The sequence below is a fragment of the Micromonospora sp. NPDC051227 genome (assembly GCF_044455385.1).
GTDB lineage: Bacteria > Actinomycetota > Actinomycetes > Mycobacteriales > Micromonosporaceae > Micromonospora.
On sequence record NZ_JBITET010000002.1, the window covers coordinates 106,858 to 129,042 of the forward strand.

Here is a 22,185-nt window from a genome sequence, read left to right on the forward strand (position 1 = left end):
CCGACCGGCGCTCGGCCCCGCCGGCGCCTGCGCCTGCGCCTGTGGCTGCGCCTGAAAAGCACGAGCCTCGCGCCGGCCTGGACACGACCGCTGTCCTGCCCTACGCCGGCTCGCGCGCCTCGACCCGGACCCGGTGGCTGCGGGCCTGGATGATGACCGCGCCGGTCGACGTCCTGGCACTGCTGACGCCGCTGCTGGTCACTCAACAGTACTGGCGCGGCACCCTGGCCATGACGGTCCTGACCGTGATCGTCTTCGCCAGCGGCGGCCTCTACCGGGCACGACGGCACGTGAGCTTCCTCGACGAGGTGCCGAGCCTCTGCGGGCGTCTGTTGGCCGCGGCGTCCGCGGTCGCCATCGTCGCGGCGATGCGCCACGAATCCGCCGAGTACGTCTTCAGCTTCACCCGCGGTGTCGCCGCGTCGGCAGGGCTGGTCATCCTCGGGCGGGCTGTCACCCGCGAATTCGCCATCCTCGCCCGCAAGCGTCGGTGGGTCGAGCACAACACCATCATCGTCGGCAGTGGCCCCACCGCCGTGGAACTCGCCCGGCTCCTGCGCCGCTACCCCCAGTACGGCCTGCGCTTCGTGGGTTGTGTCGACACCCCGGACGGCCTGTCGGCGCTGCCGCTGATCGGATCCCTCGACGACCTCGACAGCCTCGTACGGCTGCGCGAGTGCGACGTGGTGATCGTCGCGGACGCGAACTGCTCCGAGACCTCCCTCATGGAGATCCTGGCACGGCCACGCACGGCAGAGTGCGACCTGTGGGCGGCCACCCCTCTCTGGGGGTCCCGTTCGCACGGCGACCACATCGGCGCGGTCCCGGTCGTCAGCATCGGCGACATCACCCTCTCCGGCCCGCAGTCCGCGCTCAAGCGCGCCTCGGACATCGCCTTCGCCTCGGTGGCGCTGCTCCTACTGAGCCCGGTGCTCCTCATCTGCGCGGTCGCCACGCTCATTGACGGCGGCCCCGGCATCTTCTTCTACCAGGAGCGCATCGGTCGGCACGGCCGACCTTTCAACATCATCAAGTTCCGGTCCATGCGCCCCGTCGACGAGCACGAGTCGCAGACCAACTGGTCCATCGCCAACGACCGGCGGGTGGGGCCGATCGGTCGGATCATGCGCCGGACCTCCCTCGACGAGCTCCCGCAGCTCTGGAACATCCTCCGTGGCGACATGAGCGTGGTCGGCCCCCGACCCGAGCGTCCCTACTTCGTCGAGAAGTTCTCGGCCGAATACCCCCAGTACGCGATGCGCCACCGCGTCCCGGTCGGGCTCACCGGCTTGGCGCAGGTCAGCGGGTTGCGCGGCGACACCCCGATCTCCGACCGGGCCCGCTTCGACAACTTCTACATCGAGAACTGGTCCCTCTGGCTCGACGTCAAAGTGGTGCTCCGTACGGTGACCGAGGTGTTCCGCGCCGGCGGTCGCTGATCCGCCCACGCACCGGCACACCGCCGGGTACGGCCAACGGCCGTGCCCGGCGGCCGTGTGCCGGTCGTACCCCCAACGCATGGAGAACGCAATGCCGAACGTATCCGTCGTGATCCCCACCACGGGCCGCCCCAGCATCGCCGACGCGGTGCTGTCCGCCCGCTCCCAGCGGGGCGCATCCGTGCACATCGTGGTCGTCTGCGACACCCCGGAGGTGCCGCAGACGGTGCGGAACCTGGGACAGCACATCGACCGGGTGGTCTGCACCGGCGGCGGCCGGCGCGGGTCGTACGCCCGCAACCTCGGAGTCACCCACGCCATCCCGGGCAGCCACGTCGCGTTCCTCGACGACGACGACACCTGGCTGCCGACGAAGCTGGCGGCACAGGTGCCCGCGCTCGAGCGGGTCGCGGCGGCCGGGTTCCGCCCCGTCGTGTCATCCCGGATCCTGCAACGCAAGGACGGCGCCGAGCCGCTGCCGGCACCGGCCCCCGCCGAGGTGATCCCCGACGGCATGCTGCCCGAGGACTACCTGTTCCGCCGCCGTCACCTCGGCATCGGCCGGCAGTCGCTGCCCACGTCGACGCTCCTGACCACGTACGAGTTGGCGACCGAGTGCCGCTGGGACGAGACGCTCCCCCGACACCAGGACTGGGACTGGCTGGTCAGGGTCGCCCGGCTGCCTCGGGTGAAGATCGTCCAGGTGGAGGAGGCGACGGCCGTCTACACGGTGGGCAGCCCCGGGTCGATCTCGGCCGGCGCCGACTGGCGTACCTCGTGGCACTGGGCGCAGCGCTGGGAGGGAGTGTGGGCGCCGGGGACCTTCTCGGACTTCATCGCGGCCCAGACCCTCCGCTACGCTCTCCAGGCCCGGGACCGGGAGGGCGTGCGGGAGATGGTGCGGGCGATCCGTCGCAACTCACCTCCGTCCGCCCGGAACGCGGTGCTGGCGGCGCTCGGGCTCGTACCCCGGTCGACCCTGGAGCGGGTCGCCATGCGCAAGTCGAAGGCCCCCAGCAGCCCCACTCGACCGCTTGATACCGAACGGCCACACTGATGCGTCTGCACTTCGTACTGCCGCAGCTCGAGCCGTACTACGGCATGGAGCGCGCCGCAGTCCTGGTGATGCGTGGGCTCGCACGTCACGGCGTGGAGGTGTCCGCGACCGTACTGTCCCGGGGAGTCCCGCAGGGGCTCGACGATCTCCGTGTCGACACCCTGGACCTCGGGTCGCGGCTCACCCGCCTGGTGGAAGCTGTCCCCCCGCTGCGCCGCCGGTTGCGGAGCCTGCCGCCGGACGTGGAGGTCGTCGCCAGCGGTTTGTGGGGCAGCGTGCCCGTCGGGGCGGCTCTGGCTGGCTCATCTCGGACGTTCATCGCCTGGGAGCACTCGCTGCTGCCCGAGCGAATGAGGGCCGACCGTCGGGTGCGGATGCTCGCCCGCGCGTCCGGGTTCGGTGCTCTCCGGCCACGGCTCGTCGTGGCCGTGTCCGACGGGGTGGCCCGGACGGTGCGCAATCTCCACTCCGGGTCACGCGTCGTCACGATCCCCAATCCGGTGCCGACCGCGCCGTTCGTCCCGCCCCGGCCGATCGCCGACCCGGCGCGGATCCGGCTGGTCACCACCGGCGCACTCCGCCCCCTGAAGAACCACCTGTGCGCGATCGACGCCCTCGCGGAACTACCCACCGCCTACCACCTGACGCTTGCCGGAGACGGCGAGGAGCGGACACTGCTGGAGACCCGGGCGCGCGAGCGCGGCCTGGCGGATCGGGTGACCTTCCTCGGCCGGATCCCCGACGTCCGCGGGTTGCTGGCCGACGCCGACCTGCTCGTTCACCCGTCGCTGGCGGAGACCTTCGGTTTCAGCCTCGTGGAGGCGGCCGAAGTGGGACTGCCCGTCGCCGCGATGCCGGTGTCCGCCGTCGACGAGATGGTGCCGGACCTGGTACCGGGCGTGCTGACGACGGCCCCGACCTCGACCGCCCTCGCCGAGGCGATCAGGCACCTGACGGGTTTCGGGCGGCCCGGGCCCGTCGAGTTCGAGAAGGCCTGGCACGCCCGCTCGGTCGCCTTCGATCCGGCCGGGATCAGCCGACAATGGGTGCAGGCGGTACGACGATGACCCTCGCCCAAGGAGCGGTCGACCTCGTGGGCGAGCCGGACCGCAGCGCATCACCACGTCACCGGGCGCCTCGCCGGGGTGACGCCTTCCTGCGCAAGTCCGGCAGATTCTTCGTGGGAACCCTGCTGCGGACTCTCGCCCAGGGAGCACTCTTCGTGCTGCTGGCGCGGGAAATGCCCATCGACACGTACGGCCTCTTCGTCGGCATCACGGCCTTGGTGGCGGTCATCTCGCCGTTCGCGTCGGCCGGGGCACCGAGCCTGATCTTCCAGAGTCACGCCGACGCGCCCGCCGAGTGGGCCCGACACCTGGCCCGAGGGCTGCTGCTGTCGGTGGTCTTCGGGGCTGGTGCGACAGTGCTTGTCGCTGCGGCGGGCGCGCTGATCTGGGGTGCCCAGGCGAGCCTGATCGACCTCTTCTGTCTGGCCTTCGCCGATCTGGTGGCCTGGCGCCTCATCGAGGCCGTGGCCGCCTCCGTCCAGGCCCGGGGCCGGATCCTGCTCGCCTCCGTCATTCCCGCGTTGCTGCAGGTCGCCCGGTTGGTCGGGGTCATCGCGCTGGCCGCGGCGGCCGGACCGGTCACCCTGCACGCCTGGGCCGTGACCTCGGTGCTGCTGTCAACGGTGGTGTGCGTGGCAGTGGTTCTGGGTGGCCTACGAGGGGCAGGTCGGACTCCGCTGGAAGTCCGGGGATCGTTGGCGCAGGCGCGAACCGGCATGCTGTTCGCCGTGGGTCTGTCCGCTCAGACCGTGTACAACGATCTCGACAAGGTGATGCTCTCCAAGCTGGGGACCACGGAGAGCGCGGCCATCTACGCCGCGGCGTACCGCGTTGTCGACTTCGCGTACACGCCCGCCCGGTCGATGGCGGCTGTCGCGTACCCCAACTTCTTCGAGGCCGGGCGAAACGGCCCTCGAGCCGCACTGCGGCTCACGCGCAAGCTGCTGCCGCGCTACCTGGCGTTCAGCGTGCCGGCATCCCTCCTTCTCGTCGCGTTCGCCTGGATGATGCCAGTGGTCTTCGGTCCCGAATACGAGGCCGCGACCCTTGCCCTGCAGGGCCTGAGCGCGCTGCTGGTACTGAAGGCGATCCACTACCTCGCCGCCGATACCCTGTCCGGTGCCCGGATGCAGGGACGCCGGACGGTAGCCCAGATTGCGGTAGGCGTGGTCAACGCCGGCCTGAACGTCTGGCTGATTCCGGCGTACGGGTGGCAGGGTGCGGTCGTGTCGAGTCTGGTGTGCGACGCTCTGCTCGCCGTCCTGCTGTGGGGGTGCCTCGTCGCTGCCCTGCGACGCGACCCGCCCCACGAGGCCGATGCTGAGGCGGCATCGGCAGCTGACCGAGAAAGGGTCTGACGTGACCACCATCTTCGGTGTCCTGCTGACCGTCGGTGGCGTCGCGGTAGCCCTGTGGTTGGTCCGAGTCCCGCGGAACATCGCCGCCGCCTTCGGCGACAGTGCGACAGCTGTCGCTCTGGTCGGGTTCGCCGTGCTCACCAACGCGGCGCCCGCGCTCGTCGGCGACAGGAGCTCGGCGCTGATCGGCGTGTTGCTGATCGCTCTGCTGGCCTGGCTGGTGCTCTCCGGCCGTGCGGTTCTGCGCGGCCCTTCCGACGTGTGGCTGCGGATCTCGATCGCGATGGCCGGCGCTCTGCTGGCCTGGTCGGCCGGCGTCGACGCCCTCACCGGTGACGGGTTCTACGATTCTCGGTTGCCGGCTTACTCGGCCGCCGCGCTAGTGCTGCTCGCCATCTGGTTGATGGCTGCCCGCACCGCAGTGAATGTCCGGGCGGTGGCCTACACCGGGCTGGCGGTCCTGGCGCTGCTGGCCATCCCGACCGCCCTGTACGAGCAGTCGTGGCGAACCTGCACCGGCGGGCAGTTGGAGAAGTGTTCGCTGGCCGGGGCACTGTTCAAGAGTTTCTACGACTCTGAGAACTACGTTGCCATGATCGCCTCTTTCACCGCGGTGGCGGCGGTCTGCGGCCTGCGTCGCTGGGAGCGGTGGTCCGCTGTGGCGTTCTGCCTGCTGATCATCATTGCCACCGGATCCCGGACCAGTTTCCTGGCCCTCGCAGCGGTGGGCGGATGGTTGCTCGGCGCTTCGCTCCTCGAGCGACGGCGTGCGTACCCGCAGATCAACTTCGCGTTCTGCGTTGCCTTGGTCGTCGGCGCCGTGGGAGCGGCCACCTACCTGACCTGGAGCGCGTCCAAGACCACCCTGAGCAACCGTGGCAACATCTGGGTCCACGTTCGCGACTACATTGCAGGGTCGGAGGTTACCGGCGTCGGGGTCTCGAAGTGGTACTACCTCCGGGACATCGGCGAGGCGCCGCATCACTTCTTCCACTCCGGCTATGTCTTGGCCATCTTCTCCGGGGGCTTCGTCGCGCTGACATTGTGGGGCCTCTGGTTGGCTGCGTTGCTGCACCGACCAGTCGTCGACGGGCGGGCCTTCTCCGCAAAGACCCCACTCGTCCTCTTTGTCATCTACTCGTTCACCGAAGTCGTGTGGAATCCGCTGTCGGCTGACGGGCTGACCTGGATCGCCATGCTGCTGATGCTGACCGCTTCGGTGTCCGTATCCTCGGCCCGCACCTCGGCGCCGGGACCGGTGGACCTGGTGGACCGACCAGGCCTGCTCGCCAACCTCAAGCGGCTGACGGGGCGGGATCATGCCACCGCGGCACCACCGGCCAGCACCGGGACGTCCATGCCAGCTGGTGCGACGGTCGCGGTTTCCAGTTTCCGTCCGGATATTCAAGGGCTCCGAGCCTTCGCCGTCGTCGTAGTGATCGCCGATCACGTCTTCCACTGGCCGGCTGGCGGCTTCGTCGGAGTCGACGTCTTCTTTGTCATCTCTGGGTTTCTCATCAGCGGCCTCCTGCTCAAGGAACACCAGCGGACCGGCAGGATCTCCTTCACGGACTTCTATCGACGCCGGATCCGGCGGATCCTTCCGCTGGCGCTGTTGGTTCTTGTCACCACCTATCTGGCGGCGTCACTGCTGTTCATCGGCGAGCGCCTGCGCTCGACAGCCTGGGATGCCCTGGCCGCCGGCCTCTTCTCGGCCAACTGGCGCTTCGCCGCCGCCGGCACCGACTACTTCCAAGCGGACGGGCCAGTGTCGCCGCTACGGCACTACTGGTCGCTCTCGGTCGAGGAGCAGTTCTACTTCGTCTGGCCGGTCCTGATCACACTGGTTCTCGGCTTCGCCGCCCAACGGCTCCGCTGGACCGCACCGAAGGCACTGTGGGTGCTCGGCGGCATCATGACGGTGCTAGCCCTCGCCTCAGTCGCCTTCGGCCTGTGGCAGACCGGACATGCCCCCACCGACGCGTACTACTCGACCTTCTCCCGCGCCTGGGAACTGGCGGTGGGTGGGCTCATCGCGCTGACGGCACACCGGTGGGCGGCTCTACCGGCCCGGGTCCGGCTCGCCATGCAGTGGGTCGGTCTCGTGGGTCTGATCGCCTCCCTCTTCCTCGTGGGGCCTCAGACACCATTCCCGGTCCCGGGTGCGGTGCTGCCGGTGCTCGCCGCGGTGTTGGTTGTGGCAGGCGGTGCCGGCGGCGCGCCGCGAATGTTTCCGCTCACGAATCCCGCGTCACGGTACGTCGGCGATATTTCCTACTCCCTCTACCTCTGGCACTTCCCACTGATCGTCCTGATCGGCGCGGTGCTGCCGGCAGAGAGCACCAAGACGCAACTCGTCGTGCTCGCCGGCACCGCTCTGTTGTCCGTCGCCTCGTACCACCTCCTGGAGGACCCGATCCGGCGCTCCTCGTGGCTGGACAGCAAGCCGCGAGAACCGGGCCGTCCCCGCTCCCGGGTGCGTGGCCTCTTGTGGGGCGCGCCGGTCGCGGCCGTCACCGCAGGCGTGGTCCTGGTCACCGTGGTCGCCTTCGGCCCCGGATCCCGTCCGCCCGCACCGAACCCCGCCGCCTTCACGAGCGAGACCGCACTGGCCGCCGAGGTCAAGGAGGCGTTGCGGGCGAAAGAATGGCCACCAGTCACCCCCGCCCTGTCCGAGGTGGGTCGGCAGGGCTTCGCCCGGCAGGACTCCCAGGGTTGCGGACCGGCCACGCCGCGCGGCCGCGACTGTTCCGCTGTCAACGTCGATCCACGACGCCTGGCCGTGGTGGTCGGCGACTCGACCGCCGTCGCGTGGCTGCCAGCCATCCGGGCTGCGCTGGAGCCGCAGGGCTGGACGGTCCACCCGATGACCTACGTCGGCTGCCCGCTGCTGTCGACGACGACAATCGCCGACGACGACAGCATCACCCGGGCCTGCCCGGCCCACAAGGAGATCGTGCGGTCGTTCATCGCCGACGTGAAGCCGGCGCTGGTCATCGTGACCAACACCTACGCACAGCGGCTGCAGGCAGAGGGCGGGAAGCCCTCGCTGCCCATCTGGGAGGCATCGGCCAGGAAGGCCAGGGAGTGGCTTTCACCCGCTGGCGAGGTGGTTGCCCTTCAGCCCCCGCCTCCGGCGATGAACCCGACCGCTTGTGCCACCCGCTTCTCCAGCCCGAAGGACTGCGTGGCGAAGATTCCGGCGCTGTGGCAGTCGTACGCGGAGGCCGACGAACGCGTCTGGAGCGAACCGGGATCCGCGTACGTGAAGACACGGTCCTGGTTCTGCGCCCCTGACGATCGTTGTCCCGCGTTCGTGAACGGCGTGGTCGTACGGCGGGACGCGTCGCACATCACCAGCGAGTACGCCCGCAGCATCGCGCCTCTGTTGACGGCAGCTCTGCGGCCCTTGCTGGCCAAGGCGCTGACGGCCCCCGCCGCCTTGCCCGGCGGCTAGGCATCACCGATCGGCAGGTCCTGGAAGGCCAGCAGGCCGGCCCCGACACCAGTGACGATCCCCGGCGCGGTCCGGCCCAGATAGCTGACGCCGCTCGTGGGGGATGCAGGGCCGGTGAGCGTCAGCTCCAACTGGCCACCGTCGCGGTACTCCACGCTGCTGACCGCAACCCCGCTGCGGGTGATTCGGAAGTCGGCCGCGGCCCCGGGGTTGACGGTGAGCCGGTCGTTGTCGCGGAGCTGAATGACGACCCGGGTACGGCCGTCGACGAATGCCGCCGACCGGGGGTTCGGCGCCGCCACACCGGCGCCCGCACCCCCGTAAAGATCACGAGCCACCGTCGCAAAGACCTGATCACCGAGTTCCCGGTAACCCTTCTCCCACGCGAAGTGGCAGTTCTCTCGGCCGGCAAGGCCGCTGGTGGACAGCACCGTCACCCCCAGCGTGTCCGCCATCCGCCGCTGGGCCTCTCGGAGCGGGCCAGGCGAGCTGTCATCGCAGGGTGACGTCCGTACTTGGAAGACGTAGTAGCGGCTGTCCGTCCCCAACTCGGCACGCCAGTTACGCAGCAGGTTCGTGAAACCGACCACGTGCCCAGCGGCGTCGTTCCGGTCAGCCTCGCCCTGGTACCAGAAGACCGCCCGGATCTGGCCGAACAGGCCTGCGGCAAGGAGACGCTGGCGCAGCCGACCGTAGTTGGTACGTACGTCCGCGGGGTCGACGTCGCTGCGTTGGAAGTACGACACCGTCTTTCCGGCGAAACCACCGTTGAGGATGGCCACCGGCACCTGGTAGGCGTCTACCAGCCGCCGTGCTGTCCGGATCCCCCACTGACCCACCGACCCAGGTTGCAGGATGATGTCGGAAACCGCGTAGTTCCAACTCCGCTCGGCCGCCGAGAAGCTCGGGTCCGGGGTCGACGAACCAAAACTGCGAATGAACTCGTGTTCCTCCTCCCCTGATGATCCGCGGTAGGCAGCCGCAACCGCGTTCGACTGGCCCTGGATCACGTACACGTCGCCGGTAACGACACCCTCCCACCGGGCGACGCGACGGTGCACACCATCGCCGAGCACGTAGAGGTCGAACCGGTACGTACGCAGCGCTGCGGAGATCCGGTGGCGGAGTGAGAAAGCGCCACCGGGACGGATCACCGCGCTCTCCTCCCAGGCTTCGGAACCGCTGACGACCTTCATCCGCACTGCGACGGCCTGAGCGTTCACGGCCCGCCCGGCCACCAGCACCGTCGCGCCGCCTGCTTCGTCTCGCTGGTACAACTGCCGATCCGCAGGATGTTGATCGACGGCGAGGAGAGCTGGGCGGGCATACACGGTCAGGCGCCGCTGCCCGAACGCACCTGCGTTGTCGGCGAAGGTCCAGTCGGAGCTACCGGCCGGCGCCGATCCGATGCCGAGGGAGAGCGGCCGGCCCCGTTGGGTGAAGCCGTTGACGGCCAGGATCGTCTGTGGCACCTCGGCGGCTGGCCGGTTTGCGGCCACCCGATGCACCTGGAATGAGCCATAGAAGTCGGCGATCTGGGGATCGTCGTCGGCGTCGTACTGCTGAGTCGAGGCGGCGGGGATCTGGCGGGAGGCGATAGGACGATAGCTGTTGGGCCATATCTCCAGATAGCCGGTGAGCCCGGTCCCGGTGGTGAGGCCGGGGACGTTCGTGGCGACTTCCAGGTCGGCGACGCGCTGCCGGACGATCGGGTCAGATCGGTTGGGCAGGCCCAGCCGGTGTACGTCGTCGGTGAAGGGTGCCATTGCCGTCCATACCCACTGTCGGCCGGGTGGGCGGTCCAGTTCGAGGCAGTAGCCGACCCGGTCGAATCCGCCGGTGATGGTAGCGGATCTGTCGAAGACGGGGGCCGGGGGCCGACCGTCCCCTCGTTCGGGTAGGTCGACGGCACTAACTGGGAGGAACCCGGCCATGCCGCCGGCATTGGCGGAGCAGGCGGTGTCGTCGATTGGCGTCACCGGTCGCTGCGCGTCGTCGAACTCCGGCGCCGACCAGGCGGCGGTGGGCCGGCCGCTGTGCGACGGTGCCCAGCCAATCGCGACGACGACTGCCACCAGCAACCCGACAACACCGGCAGCCACCCAGGCGAGGCGAGGCACCGACCAAAGACGGCCCAGTACGGGAATGGGACCGGGCAACCGTGGACCTCCTAGTAGCTGCCTCTACGGCGCCCGAGCACAAGCACCACGAGCACCACGAGCCCGACGGCCAGGGCCCCGCCGGCACCGGCGAGCAACGGCACCGCCCATGCGGGCCGGTCCGACGTGCCACCGTTCCGACCGCTCGCCATGGCTGCCTCGCGATAGGACTGGGCCAGCAGATTGGTCGGCGACGACCTGGCCGCCTCGTCGAAGCGTGCCGCGGCGGTCGAATCGTCGCCGGCGAAGTACGCCTCCAGCCCGCTGCGATAGACCTTGTCGGCCGGGCCGAGATCGTTGCCGATTCCCGCGGCACCGAGCAGACCCACCATTGTGGAGACGGGCACGAGGATGCGGTTGGCCTTGTCCGTTCGCAGCAGGTCGGAATCCACCATGCCGATGATGCGTCCACTCGGGTCGATCGCTACGCCGCCCTTCGAGTACGGCCCCAAGTCCTCGTTGACGCGGTAGACAGTTAGTGCCGAGCGATCGTCCACCCCGGTGACGGTCACCGTTTTGGTTTCCACGCTGTATTCGGCGGACCGGTAGGTGGTATCCGTGGTGTCGTAGCCGAGGAGCATGACAGAGGTGTCCGGGGCGACGACGGCAGACGGATTCAGCTCAGCGGTCGGTAGATTCTCCTGTGCGAGCTTGACCAGTGTGAGGTTGCCCGCTTCGACGGGAAGTGTCCGCACCACCGCGCCACTCACCGCTGGGGCCGCCGTCACGTCACCCTTGGCGAGGTTGAGCTGTCCATACAGCTTCAACTCCGGCTGATCGGCCGCACCCATGCCGGTGAAGGCCGAGGTCTTCACTCGGTCCCTGACGAAGGCAGCCACGTCCTTCGCGGCGAGTCGTCCCTCCGAAACCAGCACATTGGCCACTGTGTTCAGGGCACCGCCGAGCAGGATCTCGGGCGGCGGTTGCAGGCAGATCCCGTTACTGAGGACGTATCCGCCGTGGTTGATGACGAACCCGCTGCAGCGCCGGCTGACGGTGACCGGGCCCTCGCGCAGCAGCGCGTTGTCGGTCTTGTTTCGGAGGTACCCGGTGAAGACTGCTTCAAGGAACACCATGGACGGTCCAGCCACCGCCAACGCCCGTTCCTCGGGGCTACGCAGGGCGGCCTCTGCCCAGGGTTTCAGGCCAGGAAGCGCCTGCGCCTCCCCCGGGAAGGCAGTGGACGTCACCGGGGGCGTGGGCACTGGATCTGAGGGGTCGTCGGACGTCACCGCCCAGATGCCCACTCCACCTCCCACGACCACAACCACGGCCAGCGCGGAGAGCGCGGCCCACAGCCCGGTGCGCCGCTTGGGTGGCGCGGACGGCTTGATCCGACGGACGGGCGCGGCGAACGGATCGTGCGTGGGCAGCTCGCTCTGCATGCCGGCTTGGACAGCTGGCATCTGAACCGTGTGCGCGGAGGCCGTTTCGCCAGCGGGCGACGCTGGGGCAGCCGAGACGGGCTGGGTGGTCGAGTCGGCCACCTGGCCAGGGATCGGGTTGCCGTGGATGGCCCACGGCGCTGGCGGGCCCCCGGAGACGGGCTGCGGCACACCCGACACGGGCTGCGGCACACCCGACACAGGATGCGGCAGACCCGATACGGGCTGCGGTGCGACGTCAACTGCCTGGTACTCGACGCCGAGGGCCTGGAACAGTCGCACCGCTCCAGGCCCAGCTTCAGCGGGATACGCGACCCACGGGCTCGCTGCGGAGAAGTCCGCGTACGCGAACGCGGGCCCGTCGCTCGACTGGGCGAGAGCGTTCGCCACGCTGACGAACGATTGTCGCCACTTGACGTCGGCGGCCACAGCGGCATCCAGCACCGCCACGGTAGCGAAACGTCCCTGCCCATCGATCGCGGCCCATGCCTTACCCACCGGCGATCCGCCCAACATGTGGGTAAACCGGTATGGGCCCTCCGGCTGCATTGGCACTCCTCCGCTCGACGCCCTGCGGATAGTACCGAGCGGCACACAACTTGCCACCCGCCGGTCGACGGAAGGAAAGATCAACCGTCGTGCAGGTTGTTAGCGAGCCGATGCCGGTCTGCGGTCCCCGAAGGGGCGCTCGCTCCCGCCGTCACCTCCTGCTGATCACGACGACCGGTTCCGGCCCGGCGGTGACCGAGCGCACCTGGTAGGCGGCCAGCGCTGCGCGCCAGTCCGGCTCGCTCGGATGGGTATAGGTCCGTACCAGCCACACCTGCGTTCCCGGTGGCCGCGTCGATGCCTGCGCCAGGATCTCGTCCAGGGCCCGCTGGATGCTCCGCGCGCCGCCGGCCGGGTCGACCTGAGGAAGCACCACGTTCGGTCGGTTGGGCATGCCCACAGTGAAGCCCACGGTGCTGGCGACGGGCGCGACCAGTTCGAGTGGATCGTCGGAGTAGAGGGCGAATCCAAACCAGGCCGGTCCGGCGACAACCACTATGTCGTTCGGGCCGGCGTGGGTGGCGACGTAGCGGGTAGCGGACCCGATGGTCGTCACCGCGCTGTGGTTGCGCCAGAGGCCGGCTTCGTCGCCATCGAAGCGCCACCACCGCTGATTGGCAACCGCGTAGCTGGACAGCAGCAGCGCGCAGATCACGCTGGAGACAACGACCGGCCGACTACGACGGACCGCCATCGCGACCAGGTCAGCCAGTCCCGCGACGCCAACGCCAGCGACCACCGCGGTGAGCACGAGCAGGAAGTGCGACGTGCGAAGGTCGAGAAGGGGGTAGATCTGCGCGAGCCCCAGCCCGGCAGCCACCACCGGTACCAGCAGGACGGCAACGCCTGTACCAGGGCGGCCCTGACGCACCAGGGTCAGCACACCGAGCAGCAGCAGCGAGGCGAGGACCCATCCGGGGACGCCCAGCAGGGGGAGCAGATTGCTGATCCGGGCTACGAGGTATCCGGGAAGCGAGGCGAGGGTCGGGAAGTAGGAGGTCCAGTAGCCGTGCATGGCGTCGTTGTCCGCGCGGACGGAGACACCGAAGTAGACAGCAGCCGCAAGCCCTCCGGCAGCGAGGCCGGCGACCGCTGTTCGAACAGTCTTCGACCGGTGTCGAGAGAGCACCGCAGCGGCGAATAGCAGGCCACCGAACACGCAGGGCGCGATGATCGCGGTTGTGTGGCTCACCAGCATCCCTACGAAGACCACCGCTACCACGACGGCAAGCCGCCATCGGGACCACGACTGCTCGGTCCAGGCGGCCAGGGCGAGCAGGCAGACCGCCACGGCAGCGTCAGCTGTGTACTGCTTCAGGTCGTGGCGGGTCTGCTGGGCCGGCAGGAGCAGAACGGCGAGCCCGGCCACGAGGCCGATGAGGATGCCCTGAGCACGGTTCCGGCCAACAGCACGACCGAAGAAGTAGGCGGCGACAACGCTCAGTAGTTGGAAACCCAGGGGTACGACCCGGAGGTCGTCGATGTCCGGGACCAGTCGGAGCAGGAAACTCCACCCGATCGGGCTCGACGAGGTCGTCACCGGCAGGTCGGTGAGGGGGAAGCGGACCGAGAGCGCGACCCACGCCTCGTCGCCCCAGTACTGGGCGGTCAGCCACGACCGGATGTCGTTGACGACGAAGAACGCGCCGAGCAGGGCGATGACCGGCACCGTCTCCCCGACCGCCGCCCGGACGCGTCGAGGAGGTGCCGGACGAGAGGCGCGAATGGGCGGGGCGTCCTCGACTGCGACCACGGCGCTCCTTCTCGATGACGCGATCCTGATCACGCTGGCCGCCCGCATGTTACGAGTCCCGACGGCTGAACGGGGGGCAGGGGTGACCCGAGGTGGTTGTCTATGAAAGTTTCTATGCATAGAGTCAGCTCATGAATGAAGGAGCTGTCGCGGCACCCGCTGACCGGGTGCTCGACCTGTTCCAAGGCGTGCGGCTCACGCCCACCCAGCGCCGAATCGCGCACTGTCTGGTGCAGCACGCCCCCGGCGTGGCGTACCTGTCCGCCGCCGAGGTCGCCGAACTGGCCGGCGTGAGCCAGCCGTCGGTCACCCGGTTCGCCGTCGCGCTCGGCCATGACGGCTACCCGGCGCTGCGCCGCCGGCTGCGCGACCTCACCGGCTCGACTCCGGGCGGATCGACGGACGCCGGCAACGAACTCCAGCAGGCGGTACGCGCGGAGATGGGCAACCTGGACCGACTGGCCGGTCAGCTCGCCGACCGGGACCGGATCGCCGAGACCGGGCGGTTGCTCGCCGAGAGTCGCCCACTGCCGGTGCTCGGCCTGCGCGCCGCCGCGCCGCTGGCCGCGTACTTCGCCTACTTCGCGGCGAAGGTGCACCCTGACGTACGGGTCCTCGACGACGGCGGCAGCCTGCTCACCGACCGCCTGGAGCAGGCGGCCGAGGCCGGGGCGTCCGCCGTTCTGGCCTTCGTGCTGCCCCGCTACCCCCGGGAAACCCTGGACGCGCTGCGCGACGCCCGCCACGCCGGGTTGACAGTGGTGGCGATCACCGACTCGCCGGTCAGCCCGGCCACCGAGCACGCCGACGTGGTGCTCGCCGCCGCGGTCGGCGCGCAGCTCGTCTTCGACCTGCACACCGCCCCGATGACCCTGGCCATGGTGCTGTTGCAGGCGATCTGCGACGCCACGCCGGCCGACACCCAGCGCCGACTGGAGGCGTTCGAAGCCTCCGCGGCCCGCCGACAGTTGTTCCTCGGTTGACCGGAGGAGAACCAGAGATGACCCGACCCATTCGTGCCGCACGGGGCAGCCAGCTCACCACCCGCGGGTGGCAGCAGGAGGGCGCCCTGCGGATGTTGATGAACAACCTCGACCCCGAGGTGGCCGAACGCCCCGACGACCTGGTGGTCTACGGCGGCACCGGCAAGGCGGCGCGGGACTGGCCGTCGTACCACGCGTTGGTCCGCACGCTGACCGACCTGCGCGAGGACGAGACGATGCTGGTGCAGTCGGGCCGCCCGGTCGGTGTGATGCGCACCCACGAGTGGGCGCCCCGGGTGCTGCTGGCCAACTCGAATCTGGTCGGCGACTGGGCGACCTGGCCGGAGTTCCGCCGCCTCGAACAGCTCGGCCTGACCATGTACGGGCAGATGACGGCCGGTTCGTGGATCTACATCGGCACCCAGGGCATCCTCCAGGGCACCTACGAGACGTTCGCTGCGGTGGCCGCCAAAAGGTTCGACAGCACCCTCGCCGGTACGCTGACGCTGACCGCCGGCTGCGGCGGAATGGGCGGCGCGCAGCCACTCGCGGTCACCATGAACGGCGGCGTCTGCCTGATCGTGGACGTGGACCGCACCCGGCTCGACCGTCGGGTGCACGACCGCTACCTGGATGAGGTCGCCGACTCCCTGGACGACGCGATCGCTCGGGTCCGCGCCGCCAAGCGGGAGCGCCGGGCCCTGAGCGTGGGCGTGGTCGGCAACGCCGCCGAGGTCTTCCCGGAGCTGCTCAGCCGTGGCGTCGAGATCGACATCGTGACCGACCAGACCAGCGCGCACGATCCCCTGGCGTACCTGCCCGTGGGGGTGGAGCTGGCCGAGGCCCGGGACTACGCCGCCGCGAAGCCGGCCGAGTTCACCGACCGGGCCCGGGCATCGATGGCGACGCACGTCGAGGCGATGGTCGGCTTCCTCGACGCCGGCGCCGAGGTGTTCGACTACGGCAACTCGATCCGGGGTGAGGCGCAGCTCGGCGGCTACCAGCGCGCCTTCGACTTCCCCGGCTTCGTGCCCGCGTACATCCGGCCGTTGTTCTGTGAGGGCAGGGGTCCGTTCCGGTGGGCGGCGCTCTCCGGCGACCCGGCCGACATCGCGGCCACCGACCGGGCCATCCTCGACCTGTTCCCGGAGAACGAGTCGTTGGCCCGCTGGATCAAGCTGGCCGGTGAGCGGGTCGCCTTCCAGGGCCTGCCGGCCCGGATCTGCTGGCTCGGTCAGGGCGAACGGGACAGGGCGGGCGTGCGGTTCAACGACATGGTCGCCTCCGGCGAACTCTCCGCCCCGGTGGTGATCGGCCGGGACCACCTGGACACCGGCAGCGTCGCGAGCCCGTACCGGGAGACCGAGGGGATGGCCGACGGCTCCGACGCCATCGCCGACTGGCCGCTGCTCAACGCCCTGGTCAACACGGCCAGCGGGGCTTCCTGGGTGTCCATTCACCACGGCGGCGGGGTGGGCATCGGCCGGTCGATCCACGCCGGGCAGGTGTGCGTGGCCGACGGCACCGCCCTCGCCGGTCAGAAGATCGAACGGGTGCTCACCAACGACCCGGCGATGGGCGTCATCCGGCACGTCGACGCCGGCTACGAGAGCGCCCGCGAGGTCGCCGACCGCACCGGGGTCCGGGTCCCGATGACCGAGGGCGAACCCGCGTGACCGACGACCTTTCCGCCCGGTTCCGGGCCCTGTGGGACGAGATCGCGCCGGTCGGGCGGGACGCCGACAGCGGCGGCTATCTGCGGTACGCGTTGACAGCGCCGGAGCGGGAGCTGCGCGCCTGGTTCCGGGCGCAGGCCGAACGCCGTGCCATGCCGGTCACCGAGGACGGCAACGGCAACCTCTTCGCCCACTGGGGTGACCCGGAAGGGTCCGACGCGGTGCTCACCGGCAGCCACTTCGACTCCGTACCGCACGGCGGGGCGTACGACGGGCCGCTCGGCATCGTGAGCGCGTTCCTCGCCGTGGACGAGCTGCGCGCCGCGGGCGTCACCCCCGGCCGGCCGCTGGTGCTGGGTGCCTTCGTCGAGGAGGAGGGAGCGCGCTTCGGCGTACCGTGTCTGGGGTCGCGGCTGCTCACCGGGGCGCTGTCGACCGAACGCGCGGCCGGCCTGCGCGACGCGGCCGGGGTGAGCTTCGCCGAGGCGCTCGGTGACCGGCCGGCGGGCGCCCGCCCGGAGTTGCTGGGCCGGTTCGGCGCCTTCGTGGAGCTGCACGTCGAACAGGGCCGCGCGCTCGTCGACACGGACGCGCCGGTCGCGGTGGCCAGCGCGATCTGGCCGCACGGCCGGTGGCGCTTCGACGTCGTCGGCGAGGGCAACCACGCGGGCACCACCCGGATGGCCGACCGCCGCGACCCGATGCTGACCTACGCGTTCACGGTGCTGGCGGCCAACAAGGAGGCTCGGCTGCGCGGCGCGCACGCCACAGTGGGCCGGGTCGCCGTCGAACCCAACGCCACCAACGCGATCCCGTCGAAGGTGACCGGCTGGCTGGACGCCCGTGCGGCCGACCCGGAGACGCTGACCGGGCTTGTCGACGCGGTACGCGGCAAGCTCGCCGAGCGGGCCCGCCGCGACGGTACGACGGTGACCGTCACCGAGGAGTCGGCCACCCCGGTGGTCGCCTTCGACGGCGGGCTGGCCAACCGGCTGGCCACGCTGCTCGACGCTCCGGTGCTGCCCACCGGGGCGGGGCACGACGCCGGCGTGCTCGCCGCGTACCTGCCCACCGCGATGCTCTTCGTGCGCAACCCGACCGGCGTCTCGCACTCTCCCGCCGAGGCCGCCACCGACGACGACTGCGCGGCCGGGGTACGGGCGCTGGCCCGGGTGCTGGAGGAGCTGACATGCCGGTGACACCGACCCGCTGGCTCGCCGAGTACGCCTGGCTGCCCGAGCACGCCGAACCCACGCCCGACGTGCTGATCGAGGTCGAAGGCGGCCGGATCACGGCGTTGACGCCGCTGACCCCCGGCAGCAGGCCACCCGCCGGGGTCGAGGTGTACGCCGATGCGGTGCCGCTGCCCGGCCTGACCCTGCCCGGCCTCGCGAACGCGCACTCGCACGCCTTCCACCGGGCGCTGCGCGGGCGTACCCACGGCGGGCGGGGCGACTTCTGGACCTGGCGGGACCAGATGTACGCCGTCGCGGACCGGCTGGACCCGGACACCTATCTCGCCCTGGCCCGGGCCGTCTACGCCGAGATGGCGCTCACCGGGATCACCTGCGTGGGCGAGTTCCACTACCTGCACCACCGGCCGGACGGTGGCGCGTACGACGACCCGAACGCGATGGGCGCGGCGCTGGTGGAGGCCGCCGCGCACGCCGGGATCCGACTTACAGTGCTGGACACCTGCTACCTGACCTCCGGCGTGGACGGCCGGCCCCTCGCCGGGCCACAGCGCCGCTTCGGCGACGGTGACGCGGGCCGCTGGGCCGAGCGGGCGGCGGCGTTCCAGCCGACGGACCCGCACGCCCGGGTGGGCGCGGCGGTGCACTCGGTGCGGGCCGTTCCGGCCGACCAGTTGCGCACGGTCGCCGACTGGGCCCGCGACCGTCAGGCACCGCTGCACGTGCACCTCTCCGAGCAGCCCGCCGAGAACGACGATTGCCGAGCCGTGCACGGGCGTACGCCCACCGCGCTGCTCGCCGAGCACGGCGTGCTCGGGCCGGCCACCACCGCCGTACACGCCACCCACCCCACCAGCGCGGACCTGTCCCTGCTCGCCGACAGCCGGACCGGGGTGTGCCTCTGCCCGACCACCGAGCGGGACCTCGCCGACGGCATCGGCCCGGCCCGCCGGATGGCCGACGCGGGCATCCGGTTGAGCCTCGGCAGCGACAGCCACGCCGTGATCGACCTGTTCGAGGAGGCCCGCGCGGTCGAGCTGGACGAGCGGCTGCGTACCCGCCGACGCGGCCACTTCGCGCCGCTCGACCTGCTGAACGCGGCCAGCTTCGCCGGGCACGCCGCGCTGGGCTGGGCCGACGCCGGGAGGATCGCGGTGGGCGCCCGCGCCGACCTGGTGACGGTACGCCTGGACAGCGCCCGCACCGCCGGGGTGCCGCCGGTGGGCGCGTTCTTCGCCGCCGGCGCGGCGGACGTCGAGCAGGTCGTGGTGGACGGCCGGGTGGTGGTGGCCGAGGGCCGACACCTGACCGTGGACGTGCCGGTCGAACTGTCGTCCGCGATCGAGGCGGTGACGCCCGCATGAGCCGCAGCCTGCTGGTCGACAACATCGGCGAGCTGGTCACCAACGGTGCCGGCGAGGGCCCGCTCGGCATCCGCCGCAACGCCGCCGTGCTGGTCGAGGAGGGCCGGGTGGTCTGGGTCGGGCCGTCCGCGTACGCGCCGGCCGCCGACCATCACGTCGACGCCGGTGGAGCCGCCGTGCTGCCCGGTTTCGTGGACAGCCACGCCCACCTGGTCTTCGCCGGGGATCGGGCCGCCGAGTTCGCCGCCCGGATGGCCGGTCAGCCCTACACCGGCGGCGGCATCCGGACCACTGTCGGCGCGACCCGGGCCGCCACCGACGACGAGCTGCGTGCCACAGTGCGCCGGCTGCGCGGGGAGGCGCTGCGCCAGGGCACCACGACCATCGAGATCAAGAGTGGGTACGGCCTGACCGTCGCCGACGAGGCCCGCTCGCTACGGATCGCCGCCGAGACCAGCACCGAGACCACCTTCCTGGGCGCGCACGTGGTGCCCGCCGAGTACGCCGACCGCCCCGACGACTACGTGGGGTTGGTCTGCGGGCCGATGCTGGCCGCCGCCGCTCCGTACGCGAAGTGGATCGACGTGTTCTGCGAGCGGGGCGCCTTCGACGTGGACCACGCCCGCGCCATCCTGGCCTGCGGCCGGGCCGCCGGGCTGGGCGTACGGCTGCACGCCAACCAGCTCGGCCCCGGCCCCGGGGTGCAGTTGGGCGTGGAGCTGGACGCGGCCAGCGTCGACCACTGCACCCACCTGAGCGACGCCGACGTGGCCGCGCTGGCCGACACGGCCCACAGCGACGGGTCGGGCACCCGCACCGTGGCGACCCTGCTGCCCGGCGCGGAGTTCTCCACCCGCTCGCCGTACCCGGACGCCCGCCGGCTGCTCGACGCCGGTGTCACAGTGGCGCTGGCGACGGACTGCAACCCGGGCTCGTCGTATACCTCGTCGATGCCGTTCTGCGTGGCCCTCGCGGTCCGCGAGATGCGGATGACCCCGGCGGAGGCGGTCTGGGCCGCCACCGCCGGTGGCGCGCGGGCGCTGCGCCGCGACGACATCGGTGTCCTCACCCCCGGCGCGCGGGCCGACCTCGTCGTCCTCGACGCGCCGTCGTACCTGCACCTGGCCTACCGGCCCGGTGTCCCCCTGATCCGCCAGGTAATACGCAACGGAGTTCCACAATGACGAACGTGACCATCCAGCCCACCGGGATCACCGCCGACGACGTGCTAGCGGTGGCCCGCGGCACCGCCACGGTCGTCCTCGCCCCGGCCACCATCGAGGCGATGGCGACCAGCCGGGCCATCGTGGACAACATCGAGTCGTCGGGCCGTCCTGTCTACGGGGTCTCCACCGGGTTCGGCGCGTTGGCCAACACCTTCATCGCCCCGGAGCGGCGGGCCGAGCTGCAACACGCGCTGATCCGCTCGCACGCCGCCGGGGTGGGCGCCCCGATGCCGCGCGAGGTGGTCCGGGCCATGATGCTGCTGCGGGTCCGGTCCCTCGCCCTGGGCCGATCCGGGGTCCGGCCGCTGGTCGCGGAGGCCCTGGTCGACCTGCTCAACCACGACATCACCCCCTGGGTGCCGGAGCACGGCTCGCTGGGCGCCTCCGGTGACCTGGCGCCGCTGGCGCACTGCGCACTGGTGCTGCTCGGCGAGGGTTGGGTGCTCGGCCCGGCCGGTGAGCGGCAGGACGCGGCCGACGCGTTGACCGCCGCCGGGCTCAAGCCGATCGAGCTGGCCGCCAAGGAGGGGCTGGCGTTGATCAACGGCACCGACGGCATGCTCGGCATGCTGCTGCTGGCCATCCACGACGCGGCGCACCTGTTCGCCATGGCCGACGTGACGGCAGCGCTGGCCATCGAGGCGATGCTCGGCTCGGAGCGGCCGTTCCTGCCCGAGCTGCACGCGATCCGGCCGCACCCCGGTCAGGCGGCGTCGGCGGCGAACATCCACCGCCTGTTGCAGGACTCCCGAGTGATGGACTCGCACCGCGACGACCTGGCGCACGCCGTGCAGGACGCGTACTCGATGCGCTGCGCGCCGCAGGTGGCCGGCGCGGCCCGCGACACCCTGGACTTCGTCCGCACTGTCGCCGGCCGGGAGCTGGTGTCTGTGGTGGACAACCCGGTGGTGCTGCCGGACGGCCGGGTCGAGTCGACAGGTAACTTCCACGGCGCACCGCTCGGCTTCGCCGCGGACTTCCTCGCCATCGCCGCCGCCGAGGTGGGCGCGATCGCCGAACGGCGGGTCGACCGGCTGCTCGACGTCACCCGCTCCCGGGAGCTGCCGGCGTTCCTCTCCCCCGACGCCGGGGTCAACTCCGGGCTGATGATCGCCCAGTACACGGCGGCCGGGATCGTCGCCGAGAACCGTCGGCTGGCCGCCCCCGCCTCGGTGGACTCGCTGCCCACCAGCGGGATGCAGGAGGACCACGTCTCGATGGGCTGGGCGGCGGCCAAGAAGCTGCGTACCGTGCTGGACAACCTGACCAGCCTGCTCGCGGTGGAGCTGCTGGCCGGCGTACGCGGCCTCCAACTGCGCGCCCCGCTGAAGCCGTCACCGGCCGGCCGGGCGGCCGTCGCCGCGCTCGGTGCGGCAGCCGGCGAGCCCGGCCCGGACGTGTTCCTAGCCCCGGTGATGGAGGCGGCCCGCGCCGTCGTCGCCGGGCCGGAGTTGCGCGCCGCCATCGAACGGGAGGTCGGCCCGCTGGGCTGATCTCCGGCGGGTCGCTGTCGTCCGCC

Annotated in this window: 14 protein-coding genes; 11 read left to right on the forward strand and 3 right to left on the reverse strand. The window is 70.9% G+C overall.

The window, feature by feature from the left end; all coding sequences use genetic code 11:
- Positions 1-41 precede the first annotated feature (41 nt).
- The 5 genes from ACIA47_RS04705 (at position 42) to ACIA47_RS04725 (ending at position 8,378) form a co-directional block, all read left to right on the forward strand.
- Positions 42-1,439: a sugar transferase gene (locus ACIA47_RS04705; RefSeq protein WP_396705518.1), complete on the forward strand. Its 1,398-nt coding sequence runs from the start codon at positions 42-44 to the stop codon at positions 1,437-1,439.
- 91 nt (positions 1,440-1,530) lie between these two features.
- On the forward strand, positions 1,531-2,496 hold the full coding sequence (locus ACIA47_RS04710) for a glycosyltransferase family 2 protein (protein WP_396705520.1): 966 nt from the start codon (positions 1,531-1,533) through the stop codon (positions 2,494-2,496).
- Positions 2,496-3,563, forward strand: a complete 1,068-nt coding sequence (locus tag ACIA47_RS04715) for a glycosyltransferase (RefSeq protein WP_203117911.1) — start codon at positions 2,496-2,498, stop codon at positions 3,561-3,563. The genes ACIA47_RS04710 and ACIA47_RS04715 overlap by 1 nt, the downstream gene beginning before the upstream one ends.
- Positions 3,560-4,921, forward strand: a complete 1,362-nt coding sequence (locus tag ACIA47_RS04720; RefSeq protein WP_203117909.1) for a polysaccharide biosynthesis C-terminal domain-containing protein — start codon at positions 3,560-3,562, stop codon at positions 4,919-4,921. Before ACIA47_RS04715 ends, ACIA47_RS04720 begins: the two co-directional genes overlap by 4 nt.
- Position 4,922: 1 nt before the next feature.
- Positions 4,923-8,378: an acyltransferase family protein gene (locus ACIA47_RS04725; RefSeq protein WP_396705523.1), complete on the forward strand. Its 3,456-nt coding sequence runs from the start codon at positions 4,923-4,925 to the stop codon at positions 8,376-8,378.
- On the opposite strand, the gene ACIA47_RS04730 is transcribed toward ACIA47_RS04725, so the two are convergent.
- From ACIA47_RS04730 to ACIA47_RS04740, 3 genes are all read right to left on the reverse strand, one after another.
- The gene (locus tag ACIA47_RS04730) at positions 8,375-10,480 is read right to left on the reverse strand and encodes a sialate O-acetylesterase (protein ID WP_396705525.1); all 2,106 of its coding nucleotides are present in this window, start codon (positions 10,478-10,480) and stop codon (positions 8,375-8,377) included. The genes ACIA47_RS04725 and ACIA47_RS04730 overlap by 4 nt on opposite strands.
- Before the next feature lie 68 nt (positions 10,481-10,548).
- Positions 10,549-12,471, reverse strand: coding sequence for a trypsin-like peptidase domain-containing protein (locus ACIA47_RS04735; RefSeq protein WP_396705527.1), 1,923 nt, complete (start codon positions 12,469-12,471; stop codon positions 10,549-10,551).
- A gap of 151 nt (positions 12,472-12,622) precedes the next feature.
- Positions 12,623-14,224 carry a hypothetical protein gene (locus ACIA47_RS04740; protein ID WP_396705529.1) on the reverse strand — a complete coding sequence of 534 codons (1,602 nt, stop codon included), beginning with the start codon at positions 14,222-14,224 and terminating at the stop codon, positions 12,623-12,625.
- Between the two features lie 131 nt (positions 14,225-14,355).
- Between ACIA47_RS04740 and ACIA47_RS04745 the strand changes: the two genes are divergently transcribed.
- Genes ACIA47_RS04745 through hutH form a run of 6 tightly spaced genes read left to right on the forward strand, consistent with a single transcriptional unit; the run spans position 14,356 to position 22,159 of the window.
- A complete protein-coding gene (locus ACIA47_RS04745) occupies positions 14,356-15,207 on the forward strand; it encodes a MurR/RpiR family transcriptional regulator (protein WP_112582219.1) in 852 nt (283 codons plus the stop codon).
- Positions 15,208-15,224: 17 nt separating this feature from the next.
- Positions 15,225-16,883 (forward strand): urocanate hydratase, encoded by a 1,659-nt coding sequence (gene hutU / locus ACIA47_RS04750; RefSeq protein WP_203117899.1) that lies wholly within the window; start codon positions 15,225-15,227, stop codon positions 16,881-16,883.
- On the forward strand, positions 16,880-18,082 hold the full coding sequence (locus ACIA47_RS04755) for an allantoate amidohydrolase (protein ID WP_396705532.1): 1,203 nt from the start codon (positions 16,880-16,882) through the stop codon (positions 18,080-18,082). Before hutU ends, ACIA47_RS04755 begins: the two co-directional genes overlap by 4 nt.
- Positions 18,073-19,440 (forward strand): formimidoylglutamate deiminase, encoded by a 1,368-nt coding sequence (locus tag ACIA47_RS04760; protein ID WP_396705534.1) that lies wholly within the window; start codon positions 18,073-18,075, stop codon positions 19,438-19,440. Before ACIA47_RS04755 ends, ACIA47_RS04760 begins: the two co-directional genes overlap by 10 nt.
- Positions 19,437-20,624, forward strand: a complete 1,188-nt coding sequence (hutI, locus tag ACIA47_RS04765) for an imidazolonepropionase (RefSeq protein ID WP_396705536.1) — start codon at positions 19,437-19,439, stop codon at positions 20,622-20,624. The genes ACIA47_RS04760 and hutI overlap by 4 nt, the downstream gene beginning before the upstream one ends.
- A complete protein-coding gene (gene hutH / locus ACIA47_RS04770) occupies positions 20,621-22,159 on the forward strand; it encodes a histidine ammonia-lyase (protein ID WP_396705538.1) in 1,539 nt (512 codons plus the stop codon). Before hutI ends, hutH begins: the two co-directional genes overlap by 4 nt.
- Positions 22,160-22,185 lie beyond the last annotated feature (26 nt).

What these genes read in the sequence shown, in the direction of transcription:
- ACIA47_RS04715 (WP_203117911.1), top strand. Translation starts at nt 2,496, where the DNA reads ATGCGTCTGCACTTCGTACTGCCGCAGCTCGAGCCGTACTACGGCATG.
- hutH (WP_396705538.1), top strand. Translation starts at nt 20,621, where the DNA reads ATGACGAACGTGACCATCCAGCCCACCGGGATCACCGCCGACGACGTG.
- ACIA47_RS04720 (WP_203117909.1), top strand. Translation starts at nt 3,560, where the DNA reads ATGACCCTCGCCCAAGGAGCGGTCGACCTCGTGGGCGAGCCGGACCGC.
- hutI (WP_396705536.1), top strand. Translation starts at nt 19,437, where the DNA reads ATGAGCCGCAGCCTGCTGGTCGACAACATCGGCGAGCTGGTCACCAAC.
- hutU (WP_203117899.1), top strand. Translation starts at nt 15,225, where the DNA reads ATGACCCGACCCATTCGTGCCGCACGGGGCAGCCAGCTCACCACCCGC.
- ACIA47_RS04735 (WP_396705527.1), bottom strand. Translation starts at nt 12,471, where the DNA reads ATGCAGCCGGAGGGCCCATACCGGTTTACCCACATGTTGGGCGGATCG.
- ACIA47_RS04760 (WP_396705534.1), top strand. Translation starts at nt 18,073, where the DNA reads ATGCCGGTGACACCGACCCGCTGGCTCGCCGAGTACGCCTGGCTGCCC.
- ACIA47_RS04710 (WP_396705520.1), top strand. Translation starts at nt 1,531, where the DNA reads ATGCCGAACGTATCCGTCGTGATCCCCACCACGGGCCGCCCCAGCATC.
- ACIA47_RS04745 (WP_112582219.1), top strand. Translation starts at nt 14,356, where the DNA reads ATGAATGAAGGAGCTGTCGCGGCACCCGCTGACCGGGTGCTCGACCTG.